This window comes from Dyella sp. SG562, from assembly GCF_011759495.1.
In the GTDB taxonomy this organism is placed as follows: domain Bacteria; phylum Pseudomonadota; class Gammaproteobacteria; order Xanthomonadales; family Rhodanobacteraceae; genus Dyella_D; species Dyella_D marensis.
Genome location: NZ_JAAOYS010000002.1, coordinates 747,886 through 764,182 on the forward strand (window position 1 = coordinate 747,886; position 16,297 = coordinate 764,182).

The following is a 16,297-nucleotide window of genomic DNA, read 5'->3' on the forward strand; positions in this document are numbered from 1 at the left end:
CCGATAAGCATCGCGCCATCGGCGTCATCCAGCGCGAGGGGCGCGGGTCACCGCGCCGGTCGCGGATGAACCGTCAGGATCGCCACCGCCGGCGAAGCCGGCACGACAGGCGCGGCATCGGGCAGGGTCGCGCCGGCCGTGGCGGCCACCGCCGGCCCGGTCTCCTGCAACAGCGACGACGCCTCCGCCTGCCTGTTCATCACGATGATGCTGATGCGCCGGTTGACCGGGTCGGCCGGATTGCTGCGGTCGAACGGCACTGAGGCGGCCAGGCCTACGACGCGGGCGATCTTGTCTTCGGTCAGGCCTCCGGCGAGCAGGGCGCGGCGTGCGGCGTTGGCGCGGTCGGCCGACAGTTCCCAATTGCTGTAGCGATGATCGCTGTTGTACGGCGCGTCGTCCGTATGCCCGGACAGGCTGATCCGGTTCGGCACGCGGTCGATGAAACCTGCCAGTTCCTCAAGAATCGTCATGGTGTACGGCCGCAGCTGGGCGCTGCCGATGTCGAACATGGGGCGGTTCTGCTTGTCGACGATCTGGATGCGCAGGCCTTCGGGCGTGATGTCCAGCAGCAGCTGGTCCTTGAACGGGGCCAGGGCCTGGCTGTTCTGGATCGCCGCCTGCAATTGCTGCATCAGGTCTTCCAGCCGCGCGCGTTCCTGCCGCCGCGCTTCTTTCTCGATCTCCTTCGGGTCCACGCTGGCCGCGATGCCGCCTTGGGCTTTGCCGCCGGGAGCGCGCGCCAGATCTTTCGCGCCACCGAGCTTGATCATGCTCGTGCTGGCGCCGCCCGGCCCGGTTTGTCCCGGTGGCGCCATGGTGGCGGTTCCCTGCGTCATGTTGGGATTCTTGAAATACTCGGAAATCGCCGCGCGCTGCTCGCGCGTGCCGGCGCCGATCAGCCACATCACCAGGAAGAACGCCATCATCGCCGTGACGAAGTCGGCGTAAGCCACCTTCCAGGCGCCGCCATGATGGCCGCCATGGCCGCGCCGCTTCACCCGCCGCACCACGATGGGCGGCAGCTGGCCCTGCTCGCTCATGCCGTGGCCTTGGCGCGCGGCGCCTTGAGGTGATCCTCCAGGTCCTGGAAGCCCGGGCGGGTGTTGGTGGAAAGCGACTTGCGCGCGAACTCCACGGCTACCTTGGGGTTATAGCCGCGCAGATTGGCCAGCAGGGCGATCTTCACGCACTCGAAGGCCTTGCCGTCCTCCTGCACCCGGTTCTCCATCGCCGCGCCGAGCGGACCGACAAAGCCGTAGCACAGCAGGATGCCGAGAAAGGTGCCGACCAGCGCGCCGGCGATATGCATGCCGATGCGCGAGGTATCGCCATCGAGCTGGGACATGGTGGTGACGATGCCGAGCACCGCCGCCACGATGCCGAAGCCCGGCAGGGCGTCGGCCAGCTTGGTCACCGCCAGCGCGGGCGCCACCGCCTCCTGGTGGTGCGCTTCGAGCTCCACCTCCAGCAACTGCTCCAGCTCATGCGGATTCATGCTGCCACCCACCATCAGCCGCAGGCAGTCGGTGGTGAATTCGATCAGGTGATGCTCGCGCAGCAGCCGCGGATAAGCCGAGAACAGCGGGCTGGACTGCGGGTCCTCCACGTGCTGCTCCAGGCTGAGCAGTCCTTCCTTGCGCATCAGGCTGAACAGGTCGTAGAGCATCGCCAGCAGATCCACATAATCCTGCTTGCGATACTTCGGCCCCTTCAGCAGCCCCAGCGCATCGCGCGCCGCCGCCTTCACCACCTTGGACGGATTGGCCGACAGAAACGCACCCAGCGCACCACCGCCGATGATCAGCAACTCATACGGCTGCCACAGCGCAAGCATCTGCCCATGCGACAACAGAAAACCGCCAAGCACGCATCCAAGCACCACGACGGCGCCGATCAGGACCAGCATATTCGCTCCGGGGGACGGAGCCTCTTGCTCCGTGTCCGGGTCTTATCGGCGCGGGGGTAAAAAAATTGAGCCGACCGGCGCCGTGATATGCGTGCTGGAAGAATGAGACGGGCGGTCAATCGCTCCCGTCCATGGCCCCCTAGACTCCGCCCATTCCAATCGCACAGGGGGGATTCATGGCTGACAAGCTGAGTTACGACCAGGCGCTGTATCAGGCCAGTGCTCTTATGGGTTGGATCGACAAGGTGGGGCGCGGACCCGGCATCGTGCGGGAGCGCGGCATGACCATTGCCGAGCTGGGACCTCCGGTGGCGCTGAAGCTGCAGACGTTGGACAGCGATATCGGTTCCTCGTGGGACCCGATGGATGGAGACAGGCAGTTGCGTGCGCGCGATCGCCTGGTGGACACGCTGAAGAGGATGCGGCTGCAGCCCGGGACGTCCTTCATGATCGATCCCTCGATGTGGAAAACCGATTGACCGGACAAAGCCAGGGGGAAGGACGGGGAAGCGAGGGAGGCATGGATGCCTCCATTTCCCCGCCCGCGTGGCGGCGGAGGCATCCATGCCCCGCGCGCAAGGATCAAAGCCTCTTGCGGAAACCCAGATAGACGTTGTGTTCGCGCAGATGTCCCTTCAGCTGTTCGTCGCGGGCGTGGGCGCGGTTGTCGAACAGATTCGGGTTCGTCGAAATGCGCCCCAGATCGACCTGTCGATAGCCGAGTTCCAGGTGCATGCCTGCCGCGATGCGTAGATCCGCACCGGCGCCCACGGCGTAAGCGGCGCGCACATTCCGGTGCGGTTCGAACGCCCGCTCCGGGCGGGTCTGCCAGCCGGACGCCGTCGTCACCGCCACACCCGCACCGAGCATGCCGTAGAGCGACAGGTTTCGCGTCAGCGGCCAGCTCGCGTAGCCGTTGAGCATGAGCCGTTGCGTGCGGGTATGCAGCACGTTGTCATTGGCGGTGAATGGCGCCCAGCGTCCGACATGGCGCGCGTCCGAAGGCAAGCTGTATTCCAGCTCGGTGCGGAAGGGCGACTGGTATTGATAGCCCAGGCCCAGGGAGCCATTGAGTGAGTGCGCCGACTTCGGATGCTGTGTGCGATGGGTGACGCGTGGGCTGGTGAGGGTCATGTCCGAGAGTTGCCGATCGGAGTCGAACAGCTTGATGGTTCCGTAAAGCCCCTGCTCCTGAGGGGCGGCCGTGGCCGCAACCGTTGCGGTCAGCAGCAAGCCGGCAATGATGCACTTCGTCATGCGTTACCTCGCTGTTAAAAGTGCGGGCAACGTATAGAAGAGGCTGTCATGCGCCCTACTCGAATTATCCAGAGATGGGTGTTGGTCCGGCGTTGCTTCGGCGGAGCCTCTCCGAAAAATCGCGTCACGCTTCCGGTAACGCAGAACTAGGGAACACCCTAGTAATAACCCCCGGGGATTAGTCCTACATTCGGCTCCATCGCGCATAGCCCCCGGCAAGGAGCGACTCCGATGACTTCGACCAGCGGCGTAGGCGGCAGCGACTCGCAGAACAACGCGCCATCGCTCGGCGATCAAGCAGCGAATCCCCATGGCGGCACGCCGCAGGCGGATGCCGTCGCGGGCACTACGCTGAGCATTCCCGCGGCGACAGTGGGCCTTGACTTCAGCCACACGGTGGCGCCTGGCGAAACGGTCGACGCACTGGCTGCGCGCTACAACGTGGACGCCAATGCCATCCGCGCCGCCAACCCGGATCTGCTGCAGCCGGCGGGCGGCAGCTTCGATTTCACCTCGTCGGTGCCCGAGCTGCAGGACGCGGTCAAGGACGTGCAGCCATGGGCCGGCGTCAGCCTTACCGTCCCGGCCGCCAATCCGCGCATGGTGATGGAACACACGGTGATGCCGGGCGAGACGATCGAATCGATCGCCAAGGACTACGACGTCAAAGCCACCGACCTGCGCCAGGCCAATCTCACGGCGCTGGCCTTGCAGAGCATGCTCACCGCGCCGCCGTCGATCGAATCCGGTCCGGGCAGGCTCGGCCTGATCGATACCTCCAAGCTCACGGGCGTGCAGCTCACCGTGGCGCAGACCTATAACAAGTACGGCGCCGCCATCGAAGGCCTGGCGGACGAGGCCGGCATCAAGGTCAAGGACGTGCTCGGCATCATCACGCAGGAAACGGGTGGCGCGATCGACCCCCATGCGCGCATGACCATCCGCTTCGAAGCGCACAAGTTCGACCAGGCGATCGATCCTTCCCTGCAGCCGGAATTCGATCTGCACTTCCAGTACAACCAGGCGAAGGGGCTGGGCTACAAAGGACAGAAGTTCAATGCCACGGGCGATCCGGACGATTGGCATGCGCTGCATCCGACCGGTACCGCCAAGGACCAGGACATCAACTGGTCGGCATTCAATTACGCCTATGGCATGAACCCGGAGGCCGCCGCGTCCTCCATCTCGATGGGGCCCGGCCAGGTGATGGGTTTCAACCATGCCACCGTGGGTTACGCCAGCGCGGACGCGATGTACCAGTCGCTGAAGGACAGCGCCTACAACCAGTTCGCCTCGATGACCGATTTTATCGGCGCCAACGCGTCGATGAAGAAAGACCTCAACGACGGCGATTACGACGCCTTCGCCAAGGCCTATAACGGCGGCATTGCCGGCTACGGCGACCACGTAAAGAGCTATGCGGACGCGTTCGACACCATTACCGCCGGCATGCAGCCGACGGGTGCGCCGGCCGCTACGGGTCCCGTTGCCGCGCCGTAAATAGAACGCCAAGGCCGATGGAGGCAGCCAGCCGTGCCGGCTGCCTCGCATGCACTGATTACTTCTTCGCCGCCTTGGCCGCGGCTTCCTCTTCCGCGTCGGCCTTCAGATAAGCGGCATAGCCCTTCGCCTCATCCGCCTGCGTGGTGATGTGCAGCGTCACCTCGTCGCTTACCTGCGGCACGAACTTGCCTAGGCCGAAGTCGGAGCGCTTCAGCGTCGCCATCGCCTCGAAGCCCACCGCCGGCAGTTTCAGCCGCGGGTTCTCGCCCACCTTGTTGATGGTGACATCCAGCGTTACCGGCCTGGTGATGCCGTGCACGGTGAGGTTGCCCGTCACCTTCAGCTGGTTGGCCATGGCGGTGGTCTCGACCTTGGTGCTCTTGAAGGTGGCGGTGGGGAAGCGGGCCAGGTCGAAGAAGGCGGGAGAGCGCAGGTTCTCGTCCAGGTCGGGGATGCCGCTGCTCAGGTTGGCCAGAGGAATGGTGACCATTACCGAAGCCATGCGCGGATTGGCGGGATCGAACTCCAGCGTGCCCTCGACGCGGGTGAACTGCGCCGTGGGGTTGGCGAAGTCCAGGTGGCTCCAGCGAAGGGTGCCCATGGAGTGGTTGGGCTCCAGCGTATAAGTGGCCGCCCAGAGCGGGCAGGCGGCGAGGGCGAGCGCAAGGGCGAAGGCGGTACGGCGGATCATGGGCAGGGCTCCAGGGCTGAGGTCGGCGCGGGGCCGATCGTGGGTCTCCAGCACGCATTGGCGTGCCTCGGCACCGTGCCGGCGGCGGCGCGGGAAGTCCTGAAAAAGCGTCTGAATTGGCCTGAAGAGTTCTGAAGCAAGGCCGGGTTGCCTTCGGTTGTGGCCCGCAAACGTTGATGCGACTATCCGGCGGCTTTCCCCAAGGTGGCGATAAACAGTGAGTTACGTGCCCTCCGACCCCGAGCGCTCGACGCGCGCAACCCTGCGCATCGGCGACTGGATCGTCGACCCGATGGCCGACCAGCTGTCGCGCGACGGCAACATGCTGCGCGTCGAAGCCCGCACCATGCGTCTGCTGCTGTGCCTGGCGGACCGCGCCGGCCAGGTGGTCAGCATCGACGAACTGCTCAACGAGGTCTGGGCGGGAGTGATCGTCACGCCGGATTCGGTCTACCAGGCGGTGACGTCGTTGCGGCGCTTGCTGGGCGACAATCCCAAGCAGCCGGCGTATATCGCCACCGTGCCGCGGCGGGGGTATCGGCTGATTGCGGCGGTGCAGGCCTTGCCGGACAAGGCGGGCGCGTCCGTTGAAACGCTCGCGACGAGCGCGGCGAAGCCGGAGCCGCCCAGGGTTCCCAGACAGGGGCGAGGCGCACTGGTCGGCTCAGCCCTGGCGCTCGCCGTGATCCTGCTGTCCTGCGGCGCCATCTCCGCCTACTGGCTGCTGCGCGACCATCCCGCCGCGCAGGCCGCTCGCGGCGCCCGCTCCATCGCCGTGCTGCCCTTCCTCGACCTCACCGACAAGATGAACGAGGAGCCGTTCGCCGACGGCATGACCGAGGAGCTGATCGACCAGCTCAGCAAGTTCCCCGGCATGCAGGTGTCCGCGCCGACCTCGTCGTTCTATTACAAGGACAAGCAGGTGCCGGTGGCGGATATCGCCAAGTCGCTCGGTGTCGCCTACGTGCTCGACGGCAGCGTGCGGAAGTCGGGGGATACCATGCGCGTGGCGGCGCGGCTGGTTCGCGCGGCGGATGGGTTCGTGGTGTGGTCGGCGACGTACGACCGGCCCTTGGGCGACAAGCTCAAGGTGCAGGATGAGATTGCCGGCGAGGCGGCGAAGGCGCTGACGCCGGCGATTCGATAATTAGGTCCGCACCTCTCACCTTCGTCATTCCGGCGCAGGCCGGAATCCAGTGGCGATATCGACTGGTTTTCGCGAGAAGCCATCCAGCTCTATCGCGAAAACCGCGCACTCCCGCCACTGGATTCCGGCCTGCGCCGGAATGACGGTATTAGGCTCCGTTGCCGGAGTCGGTTGCGCAGCGGCTCAATGAAGCTGTTTTTTGTGGCTTCGAACCGAACGTCACGAAGCTCGCCGCCGCCAGCACCCACGCGCCGATGCCGCCATACAGCATCACCCAGTGGAAGCCCTGGACCAGCGCGTCGTGCGCCGGCGCACCGTAGGAAGAGAGATTGCCGGCGGCGATCTGGTTGGCGATATCGCGCAATGCCGACGCATCCGCCGCGCCGGGCATGGCGCGCTTCAGGTGCGCAAGTATCCCTTCGATCAGCAGGAACCCCATCAGCGCGATATTGATCGCCAGGGTGATCAGCCGCGCGCTCATATCGATGCCCGATGCCATGCCGGCACGCGCCGTCGGCACCGAGCCCGTCGTGGTATTGGACACGGGCGTATTGGTCATTCCCAAGCCGATGCCCGCGAGCACGCAGCCGGTCAGCAAGGTGGCCAGCCCGTGCAGCGGCATGACGAAGAAGCCCAGGCCGATGGTGAACAGGCCGGCGGGAATGACGGCGCGCGGTTGATAGCGCACTGTCAGTTTTTCGGCGAGCGGCGGAATCACCAAGGTCGGCAGCGTGTACGCGAGCAAGGCCAGGCCCGAGGTGACGACGCCATAGCCCAACACCGACTGGAAATAGATCGGCAGATAGATCATGAAAGGCCAGAAGCTGAAGTTCATGCCCATCGAGCCGTACAGCGCACCGGAGAACGGACGGATCCGGAACACCGAAAAATCGAACATCGGATGCGCGTGGTTTTTCTCCACGTACAGGAATGCGGCGAAGCAGGCGGTGGCCCCGGACAGGGCGATCAGCACCAGCGGGTGGTGCAGTCCAAGCGACGGCCCCTGCGTGATGAAATAAGTCAGCCCGAATACCGCCAGCGACATCGACACGATGCCCGCCAGGTCCAGATGCCTGGCTTCCGGATCGCGCGATTCGTCGACGCTCCATGCAATCAAGGCCAGCGTGACCAGCGACAGCGGCACCTGGATGAGAAACACCCAGGTCCAGTCCAGCCAGACGGCAATCGCGCTGCCGATCATCGGCCCGAAGCCCAGCCCCACGCCGAAGATGATCCCCCACGCCGCAAACGCACGGCTGCGCGCCGGCCCCTCCTGGAACTGGTGCGACAGCGCGGCGATCTGGCAGATCACCATGGCGCCGCCGCTCATGCCCTGCAGGAAGCGGCTGGCGATCAGCACCGACGCATCGCGCGCCAGCCCGCAGGCCAGCGAAGTGAAGCCGAACGCCACCACGCTCAGCAGCAGCATGCGCTTGCGTCCATAGCGGTCGGCCAGCGTGCCGGAGGCCATCAGTACCGTGGTGCAGGCGATGGTGTAGGCATTCATGATCCACTGCGCGCCGCTGAAGCCGGTGTGCAGCAATTTTTCCACGGTCGGCAGCACGGCCGGCACGCTGGAGATCTCCAGGCCGAACATCAGGGCCGCGAGGCAGATCGCTACGGCGGCGACGGCGTTTCGATGGGTGGGGGAGGGCGCCACGGTGGACTCCGGGTCGAAAGGCAAACGCCGGCCGCACGCGGCTGGCCGCGCGGCTTGTGCATTGCCGAGGGAGGAGGGGAAGGCCTTTATTTTCGGCACGCGCCATCCATGATGGAAATGATTTATTTTTGTCGCCCCCATTAAGGCTGTTCATCAATCGCCCATGGACTTCGACCCCGCCCTGCTGCGCGCCTTCGTCGCCGTGAAAGAGGCTGGCGGCTTCACTCGTGCGGCGCAGCGCCTGAACCTGACCCAGTCCGCGATCAGCCATCAGATCCGGCGCCTGGAAGAACAGGTGGGCCGGCAGCTGCTCTACCGCACCACGCGCGCGCTGACCCTGACGGAGGACGGCGAGGAGTTTCTGCAGTACGCGCAGAAGATCCTCGACACGCTGGACAGCATGGCGCGCCGCTTCCGGCCGTCGCCGATTTCCGGCGTGGTGCGTTTCGGCGTGCTGGAGAATTTCCTCGGCGACCGCCTGCCCACTTTGCTGTGCCAGTTCGGCCGCGCGTTTCCGTCGGTGCGGCTGGATGTGAGCGTCGGCATGAACCTCGACCTGATGCCGATGATCAAGGCCGGCGAACTCGATCTGGCGGTGGTGATGACCGCGCCGGACGAGAAGGAAGGCACGCCGCTGCGCCGCACGCAGTTCGTATGGGTGGCCGCGGAGACCTTCGACGTGCCCGCGGGCGCATCGCTGCCGTTCGCGTTCTTTCCTTCGCCGTGCATCAACCGCCAGGTCGGCATCGCCTCGCTGGAGGGGATGGACGTGCCATGGCATGTCGTATTCACTTCGCAGAGCCAGCAGGGCATCCGTGCGGCGATACTCGCGGGGCTGGCGGTGACGGTGCTGGCGCGCGACGACGTGGAGCCGGGCATGAAGATCGTCGATGGGCAGTACGGGCTGCCGTCGCTGTCCAAGGTGGACTTCACCCTGGTCTGGAGCAGCGGCGGCAAGACGCCGGCGGCGGTGGAGTTCGGGCGGATGATCGAGCAGATGACGCGGGTTCCGCTCGCGGCCAGCCACGGCTGAGCGCAGGCCGGGCGGCCGGCGCCTGCGCTATGCTTTTAGAAGAACAGGGGAAATGCATTATCCATGCGTAAATGGGGCTTGCTGCTGGTCCTCGTGCTGCTCGGGCTGGTCGCACTGCACTGGTCGCGGCAGCGTCCATCCGTGCCGGCTGCCGGCGTGCTCGCTCCCGCTGCGCCCATCCAGGACGACATCGCCAACGGCACCGTCCTGCAGCGTGGCGACGTCAGCCTGCTCACGCGTGCTCATTTCGAGCTCACCGCGCGCGTGCTTTCCCGCGAGGATTACCGCTTCGATGCCGGCGCTTCGCTGGCGCCGGTGGATCTCGCGCTGGGCTGGGGCCCGATGTCCGACAGCGCGGTGCTGGCGAAGATCTCGATCAGCCAGTCCAACCGTTTCTACTACTGGCGCGTCGAGGAGTTCCCCATCCCGCAACGCGATATCGAAATCTCCAGCGCCAATATGCACATGATCCCCGCCGACGATGCGGTGCGCCGCGCGCTGGAGCGGGTGCAGCCGGGGCAGGTGATCCACCTGCAGGGCTTTCTCGTCGACGCCAGCCGGCCCGATGGCTGGCGCTGGTATACCTCGATGACGCGCGAAGACACCGGCAACGGTGCGTGCGAGCTGGTGTTCGTGGAAGACATCGGCACGGTCAGCCGCTGATCCCGCGGCAAAGGTTTTTGCCGTACCCTGCTGCCACCCCACTCCCACGGAGTACCCCCATGAAAGCGTTCTGCGCTGCTGTGCTGCTTTGTGGCTTGATCCAGGGAACGCCCGCGCTCGCCGCACCACCCGCGGCATCGCCTTTGCTCGGCACCTGGGCGGTGGACACCGCGCGCCTGCCCATGGCCGCCGCGGCGCGCCCGAAGAGCGTCACCTTCACGTTCGCCGAGGCGGGCGGCAACAAGCTCAAGACCGAGGTCGATATCGTCGATGCCGGCGATGTGCGGATCCATTCGACGTCCACCGTGGGTACCGATGGCGTCCCGGGTTCCATCACGGGCGGCATGGAGGCCGACACCGTGGCATTGACGCAGCCATCGCCGAATGTGCTGGTGATGGTGTTGAGCAAGGCCAGGACCCCGGGTTCGACGCGCATCTACGTCGCCGCCCCGGACGGCAAATCGATGGTGGAAACGGCCACCTATTTCGGCGACAACGGCACGCCGATCATCCGCACCAACTACTTCACGCGCGTGCGCTGACGCGGCGGCGCACGCGCACGGAGACCGCCGGCGCCCGCATCAAGGCGTCGGCAGCTGCGCATCCAGGAAGGCGTAGATATCCGCAAACTCCGTGGCCTCCGCGCCCAGCGACACCTGGATGCCATGCCCGCCGTTGGCATTGGTGCGGATCCAGATCGGCTTGCCGCTGGTATTGGCGGCACGGAGCGCGGCGGCGAACTTGCCCGTTTGCCACGGATCGACGCGGCTGTCGTTGAGGCTGACGTCCAGCATCACCGGCGGATAAGCCGTATGCGGCTTGACGTTCTGGTACGGGTCCGACGCCAGCATGTAGGGGAAGTCGGAAGCCTTGCCCGGGTCGCCGAATTCGCCGATCAGGTTGGCGCCGTTGTGCGCGTGCATCAGGCGGATCGGATTGACGAAGGCCACGCGCAATACCGCGGCGCCGAACGCCTTCGGCTCGCTCACCAGCGCGCCGCCGAGCAGCAGGCCGCCGCCGCTGCCGGAAATCAGGCCGGTGCGTTCCGGGCGGCTATAGCCCAGCTTGCTCAGCGCCTGCACGCCGGCAATGAAATCCTCCACGCCCTTGTGCTTGTTCGCGCCCTTGCCGTCCTGGTGCCAGGACTCGCCCTTCTCGCCGCCACCGCGCACGTGCGCATAGGCAAAGATATTGCCGTGCTTCACCCACTCCAGGCGCACGGGATTGAATACCGGCACCACCGACAATCCGAATGTGCCATAGCCCCACAGAATCGCGCGATGGCTGCCGTCCGCCACCGCATCCTTGCGGTGCAGGATGGTGAGCGGCACGTGGGTGCCGTCCTTGCTGACGTATTCGGTTTCGGTGGTCTCGATCATGCTGTAGTCGGCCGGGCTGGACTGGTCCTGGCCGAGCGTGTGCATAGCGCTGTCCTTGGGGTCGTAGCGCCAGGATTTCGGCGGCGTGGTCCAGCCGCGCAGTTCCAGCAGAAAACCGTCCTGGTTGTCGTCCGCATGGAACAGCGAGGCGGCGCCGGCCAGCGGCATCGGTACCGCGCTGGACTTGCCGCTGGCGTAATCGATGCGCCGCACGCTGTCGATGCCGTTGCGAGTGACCTTCACGTACAAGGCGTCGCGGGCCGGCGCCAGTTTCTGCGTGTCGGTCAGCACCAGGCCGACCACGATGTCGTCTTGCTCCAGCGGAAGCACGGAGCGCGCCTGCGCCAGCGTGGCATCGGCCTGCGAGAGATCGAGCGCCAGCACTTCGCCGTTGGAGCGCTTGTGCGCGGAGACGAGATAAAGCGTGTCGCCATGGACCACGGCTTCCTGCACCTGGTCCTCCTGCGCGGCGATGCAGCGCCAGTGGACGCCGGGCTTGATCGCCTCGGCCTGCGGGGCGACGCAGTAGCGCGTTTCCGGTTGCGCGCCCGTGACGGCGGCGACGGCCCAGCGCGAGCCGGTGGGAAATTTGATAGTGGGAAAACGGTTTGACGGAATCTCGAACGAGGCATTGACACCTTCGCCCTTGCCCGCGCGCAGCAGGATCGGATCCTGCGCCGCGGGCGCACCCAGGCGATGGAAGCGCAGGCGCATGTCCTGCAGCGGGTCGCCATTCGTGCGCTGGTCCGCCGGGGCCATCTGCGTATACGCGAAGCCGCTGCCGTCGGGCAGCCAGTCGGCCGCGAACTCGCCCCACAACGGTTCCACCGCATCGCCGGTGGGCTTGCCGGTGTTGACGTCGAACACTTCCAGCCGCGTGACTTCGGCGCCGCCGCGATCGGTATTCACCGCCACCTTGCTCCCGTCCGGCGACGGTGCGAACAGCGTGATCGAGGCATGGCCGCCTTCGCCGGCAAGCGTGGCCGGATCGAGCAGCACGCGTTCCTTGCCGTCGGCCTCGCGCAGCATCAGCGTGCCGCTGCCCTGGCCTTCCTGGCGGATAAAGAACAGGCGTCCGCCGACATAGCGCTGGGCGCGACGGACCACTTCGCTGCCGCTGGTCTTCTGCAGGGTTTCCTGCCAGGCCTTCAATGTCGGCAAAGCGTCGAGGTTCGCGCGCGTGTAGTCGCCTTGCGCGGTCAGCCACTTCTGGAATTCGGGATTCGGCTCGTTTTCCATCCAGCGGTACGGATCGCTGACCGTATGGCCGAAGATCTGCTCGGTCACGTTCACGCGGCGCGCTGGCGGCGGGCCATCGTTCTGCTTGGCGAAAGCCGCCGATGCAAGCATGCAGGCGATCAGGGCGAGGCCAAGGGAAGCGTGTCTGCGCGGCGAAGCGGACTTGCGGCTCATGCGATGTCCTTGCGAGCGAGGAAGCGCAGGAGCTTAGCTTCGTTCGCAGGAACCTGTCGTCATAACCGCCGTTAGTCATTACTGCCGGGCGGAATGTGATCGTCATCGCACTTCGCTGGCTCCTGTGCAGCACGCAAAGAACTGCATGGCCTCGCCAGCCCATATGCCATGCGGAATCACATTGCCTTCACGTCAACGGGCGGTTGATAAACATTCGGACATGAAAGGCGCGCCCTCCAGGGCGTTTCAAGGAAACGGCCGCGGCAGCTGGCCACCGACGCATGCAGGGGGCATCGCGTGAAAGGACAGGAAGGGACGTCGCCACGGATGACATCGCCCAGTACATCGCCTCTGCTTCCGCTTCGCCGCAACGCTTCGCCACGGCATGCCTGTCCCGCTCGTGCGCGGTCCGCCTGATCCCCATTCGCTTTCACCGCAGCCGCGCTCACTGCGGTAGACGCGTACGCGTCCCATCCGAGCGCACACCATCAAGGAGTACGACCCATGCAGATCGATCACATCGTGGAAGGCTGGCTGAAGGGCTCCGATAACGTGGACGGCTACGCCAATCCGGCGGGCTCGCTGTACACCGAAGGCCAGGCGGCCACCATCGCGGCCGTGACCAGCCCGGAAATCGCGCTGGATACCCGCTGCAGCGGCTGCACGGCTTCGCGCCCCGGCTTCTGCTGTTGATTTGATTCGCCGCAGCCGTGGCCGTGCCACGGCTGCGGACGAATTCCGTTCCTCACTACCGGGTGTTGAGCATGGGCGACGCGCCGTCGAACGATACGTTCCTGGGAATCATCGATCACCTCACCGCCGATGCCCGGCGTTCGCTGGCCGAACGCATCCGCGCCGTGCCGGGACTCGGCGACGGCGAAAGCGCGATCCTGATACGGCAGGCGCACCAGGCGCTGCGCGACAACGCCGAGCGCAAGCTCAATCGCGTGCTGCTGCTGGAGCTGCATGCGGCGAAGCTGTCCGGGCAGCTCACCGCACCCGACGAAAGCGGCAAGTTCGCGCAGTTTCTCGAACTGGCCAGGCAGGACGCCTTCAAGGACACCTTGCGCCGCCGCTATCCGGTGCTCGAAGAGCGCCTCGATCGCGCGCTCGGCCAGCAGAGCGAAGCCATTCTTACCCTTGCCCGGCGCATCGTCGCCGACCGCGCTGCCTTCGCCGCCTTGCTCGGCCAGCCCGCAGGCGCATTGCGCGCCGCCAGCCTGGGCCAGGGCGATGTGCACGACGGCGGCCAGTCCGTGGCGCAGCTGGAATTCGACGGCGGCCGGCTGATGTACAAGCCGCGTTCGGTGCGCGTCGACCAGGCGCTGGAAAGCTTTCTCCACGATCTGTTTCAAGGCGTGGCCGAGCGCATCCGCGTACCTGCGGTGCTCGATCGCGGCGCTTACGGCTGGACAGCTTTCGTCGAGCATCGCCACTGCGCCGACCAGGACGAACTGAAAACCTTCTACCGCCATATCGGGCATTGGCTCGCCGTGCTGCGCCTGCTGGGCGGCACCGACGTGCATCATGAAAACCTGATCGCCTGCGGCCCCGTGCCCTACGTGGTCGACGTGGAAAGCCTGTTCGTGCCGGAACCGCCGCCGCAGGTCACTGAGCTTGGACAGGCCGTGGATCTCGCCGACGCGATGATCCGCTCTTCGGTGCTGCGCACCGGCCTGGTGCCGTTCCGCGCGCCGGCGCTGGGCATGGATGGCGTCGATATCTCGGCCATCGGCGCCTTGCCGGGACAGCAGCCGAAGATCCGCGTGCCGGAGATCGTCAACCACGGCACCAGCGACGCGCGCGTGGGCCTGGTCAGCATCGACGTCGACATGGCGCGCAACCACCCGTGCGAGAACCCGGATATCTCGCGCTTCTGGCCGGATATCCTGGCGGGTTTCCAGCAGCTCACCGGCCGCTTCGCCGCGCTGCATCGCGACGGTGCGCTGGCGCCGAAGCTCAAGGTGTTCCTGGGCAGCCGTATCCGGCTGATCCTGCGGCCCACGCAGATCTACGTCGAGGTGATGCGCATGCTGTGGCATCCGGCCTCGCTGCACGACGAGCCGGCCGCGATCGAACGCGCGCGCGACCTGCTGGAAAAGAATTCGCAAGCCTCGCTGGTGGCGCCGCGCGACGCCGCGGCGATCCGCGCCGAGATCGACGACATGCGCTACGGCGACGTGCCCGTATTCGCCAACGAACTGGATCAGGCCCAGCTCGACGAGATCTTCGGCGCCTGGCAGGCGATGCGGCTGGACCTGGAAGAACTCACCATCCGCGGCGCGCTGGTGACGGCGCATCTCAACGGACGCCTCAACGACGACAAGCGCGCGCCCTACGATCTGCGTCCAAGCGATCCGAGCGCACGCGACCTCGACCGCCGCCGCCGCACCATGGCCGCGCTCACCGTGCAGGAACTGCTCGAACTCTCCGTGCGCGGCGAGGACGGCACCGTCACCTGGATCAGCCCCATCCTGGGCCGCGCCGGCTGGGCCATGCGCAGCCTGCAGCCGAATCTCTATGTCGGCCTGTGCGGCGTCGCCGTCACGCTGGCGGCGTATGTGCGCGAGATGCGTGCGGGGCGTGCCGATGAAGTGGCCGGCGTGCAGCAAGCGCTGGATGGCGTGCTGATGGTGATGCGCAGTACCGAGCGGGCGCGCCCCATCGAAGCGGTGGGCGGTTTTATCGGCGTGGGCTCGCAGATTCTGTCCTGGCTCATCTTGCACGCGTTCCAGCCGCAGTCGGATTTCCTCGCGATGGCGATTGCGCGCGCCGAGGCGATGGAGCGGCGATCCTTCGGCGAGGAGCGCAATTTCGACATCCTCGAAGGCGTCTCCGGCGCCATCGTGCCGCTGCTGCAACTGGCCGATGCCAGCGGCGATGCGCGCTGGCTGGCGCTTGCCGCAAAGGCGGCGCGGCGGCTGGAAGAGGCAGCGATCGTCGACGAGCGCGGGGCGCGCTGGCCGGCGGCGGTATACGACGAGCCGCTGGGCGGCTTCGCGCACGGGTCCACCGGCATCGGCTGGGTGCTGACGCGGCTGGGCTTGAGTGGAGCGGGCAGTGCCGAAGATCGCCGGCGCTGGCTGGCGCTCGGCGAGCGTGCCTTCGATTTCGAGGAATCGCTCTATCTGCCGGAGTTCGGCAACTGGCTCGACGTGCGCAAGCCGGACAGCCGCGAGTTTCCCAACACCTGGTGCCACGGCAGCGTGGGCATCGGCCTGGCCGCCTGCGACCTGTACCTGCGCACCGGCGAGGACCGCCACCTCGATACGCTGCGCCGCGCCGTGCAGGCCGCCAAACAGGGCGGCTGGGGCTACAGCCACACGCTATGCCATGGCGACCTGAGCATGTGGGAGCTGCTGCTGCGCGCCAGCCCGCTGGTGCCGGACCTGCTGCCGCCGCAGGCGATGCCGGGCAGCGCGGTGATTCTTTCGAGCATCGAGGAGCACGGCATCGTCGGCGGCCTGGCCAGGGATGCGTTCACGCCGGGCCTGATGAGCGGCATTTCCGGTTCGATCCACCAGCTGCTGCGCATGCATCCGGACTGCGATATCCCTTCGCCGCTATTGATGGAAACCCGCCTGGGCGAGTACGCGCGCAACCGCGCCTTCGAACAGGAAGGGCTGACCGCCTGAGCGGCGC

General features: G+C 66.3%; 14 protein-coding genes. 8 read left to right on the forward strand and 6 right to left on the reverse strand.

Going from position 1 to position 16,297, the window contains the following annotated elements; all coding sequences use genetic code 11:
- Window positions 1-47: 47 nt before the first annotated feature.
- On the reverse strand, window positions 48-1,043 hold the full coding sequence (motB, locus tag FHW84_RS06805) for a flagellar motor protein MotB (RefSeq protein ID WP_167253676.1): 996 nt from the start codon (window positions 1,041-1,043) through the stop codon (window positions 48-50).
- The gene (gene motA / locus FHW84_RS06810; RefSeq protein ID WP_167253678.1) at window positions 1,040-1,909 is read right to left on the reverse strand and encodes a flagellar motor stator protein MotA; all 870 of its coding nucleotides are present in this window, start codon (window positions 1,907-1,909) and stop codon (window positions 1,040-1,042) included. The genes motB and motA overlap by 4 nt, the downstream gene beginning before the upstream one ends.
- Before the next feature lie 176 nt (window positions 1,910-2,085).
- On the opposite strand from motA, the gene FHW84_RS06815 reads away from it, so the two are divergent.
- Window positions 2,086-2,388 carry a hypothetical protein gene (locus tag FHW84_RS06815; protein WP_167253680.1) on the forward strand — a complete coding sequence of 101 codons (303 nt, stop codon included), beginning with the start codon at window positions 2,086-2,088 and terminating at the stop codon, window positions 2,386-2,388.
- A gap of 103 nt (window positions 2,389-2,491) precedes the next feature.
- Here FHW84_RS06815 and FHW84_RS06820 read toward each other — a convergent pair whose 3' ends face one another.
- The gene (locus tag FHW84_RS06820; protein WP_167253682.1) at window positions 2,492-3,166 is read right to left on the reverse strand and encodes an outer membrane beta-barrel protein; all 675 of its coding nucleotides are present in this window, start codon (window positions 3,164-3,166) and stop codon (window positions 2,492-2,494) included.
- Between the two features lie 231 nt (window positions 3,167-3,397).
- On the opposite strand from FHW84_RS06820, the gene FHW84_RS06825 reads away from it, so the two are divergent.
- On the forward strand, window positions 3,398-4,666 hold the full coding sequence (locus FHW84_RS06825; protein ID WP_167253684.1) for an N-acetylmuramidase domain-containing protein: 1,269 nt from the start codon (window positions 3,398-3,400) through the stop codon (window positions 4,664-4,666).
- Window positions 4,667-4,724: 58 nt separating this feature from the next.
- On the opposite strand, the gene FHW84_RS06830 is transcribed toward FHW84_RS06825, so the two are convergent.
- Window positions 4,725-5,360: a YceI family protein gene (locus FHW84_RS06830; protein WP_167253686.1), complete on the reverse strand. Its 636-nt coding sequence runs from the start codon at window positions 5,358-5,360 to the stop codon at window positions 4,725-4,727.
- 217 nt (window positions 5,361-5,577) lie between these two features.
- Here FHW84_RS06830 and FHW84_RS06835 point away from each other — a divergent pair, with 217 nt between their 5' ends.
- Window positions 5,578-6,507, forward strand: coding sequence for a winged helix-turn-helix domain-containing protein (locus FHW84_RS06835; RefSeq protein ID WP_343203568.1), 930 nt, complete (start codon window positions 5,578-5,580; stop codon window positions 6,505-6,507).
- Window positions 6,508-6,655: 148 nt separating this feature from the next.
- Here FHW84_RS06835 and FHW84_RS06840 read toward each other — a convergent pair whose 3' ends face one another.
- Entirely contained in the window at window positions 6,656-8,167 is a 1,512-nt protein-coding gene (locus FHW84_RS06840; protein ID WP_343203569.1) for an MFS transporter, read from the reverse strand.
- A 163-nt stretch (window positions 8,168-8,330) separates the two neighbouring features.
- Here FHW84_RS06840 and FHW84_RS06845 point away from each other — a divergent pair, with 163 nt between their 5' ends.
- From FHW84_RS06845 to FHW84_RS06855, 3 genes are all read left to right on the forward strand, one after another.
- Complete coding sequence (locus tag FHW84_RS06845) at window positions 8,331-9,200, forward strand: LysR family transcriptional regulator (RefSeq protein ID WP_167253690.1); 870 nt, start codon at window positions 8,331-8,333, stop codon at window positions 9,198-9,200.
- Between the two features lie 63 nt (window positions 9,201-9,263).
- A complete protein-coding gene (locus FHW84_RS06850) occupies window positions 9,264-9,863 on the forward strand; it encodes a hypothetical protein (protein ID WP_167253692.1) in 600 nt (199 codons plus the stop codon).
- 59 nt (window positions 9,864-9,922) lie between these two features.
- On the forward strand, window positions 9,923-10,405 hold the full coding sequence (locus FHW84_RS06855) for a hypothetical protein (RefSeq protein ID WP_167253694.1): 483 nt from the start codon (window positions 9,923-9,925) through the stop codon (window positions 10,403-10,405).
- A gap of 39 nt (window positions 10,406-10,444) precedes the next feature.
- Here FHW84_RS06855 and FHW84_RS06860 read toward each other — a convergent pair whose 3' ends face one another.
- Window positions 10,445-12,655, reverse strand: a complete 2,211-nt coding sequence (locus FHW84_RS06860; protein WP_167253696.1) for a prolyl oligopeptidase family serine peptidase — start codon at window positions 12,653-12,655, stop codon at window positions 10,445-10,447.
- 504 nt (window positions 12,656-13,159) lie between these two features.
- On the opposite strand from FHW84_RS06860, the gene FHW84_RS06865 reads away from it, so the two are divergent.
- Window positions 13,160-13,348 (forward strand): DUF6229 family protein, encoded by a 189-nt coding sequence (locus tag FHW84_RS06865; RefSeq protein WP_167253698.1) that lies wholly within the window; start codon window positions 13,160-13,162, stop codon window positions 13,346-13,348.
- Window positions 13,349-13,419: 71 nt separating this feature from the next.
- Window positions 13,420-16,290, forward strand: a complete 2,871-nt coding sequence (locus FHW84_RS06870) for a type 2 lanthipeptide synthetase LanM family protein (protein WP_167253700.1) — start codon at window positions 13,420-13,422, stop codon at window positions 16,288-16,290.
- Window positions 16,291-16,297 lie beyond the last annotated feature (7 nt).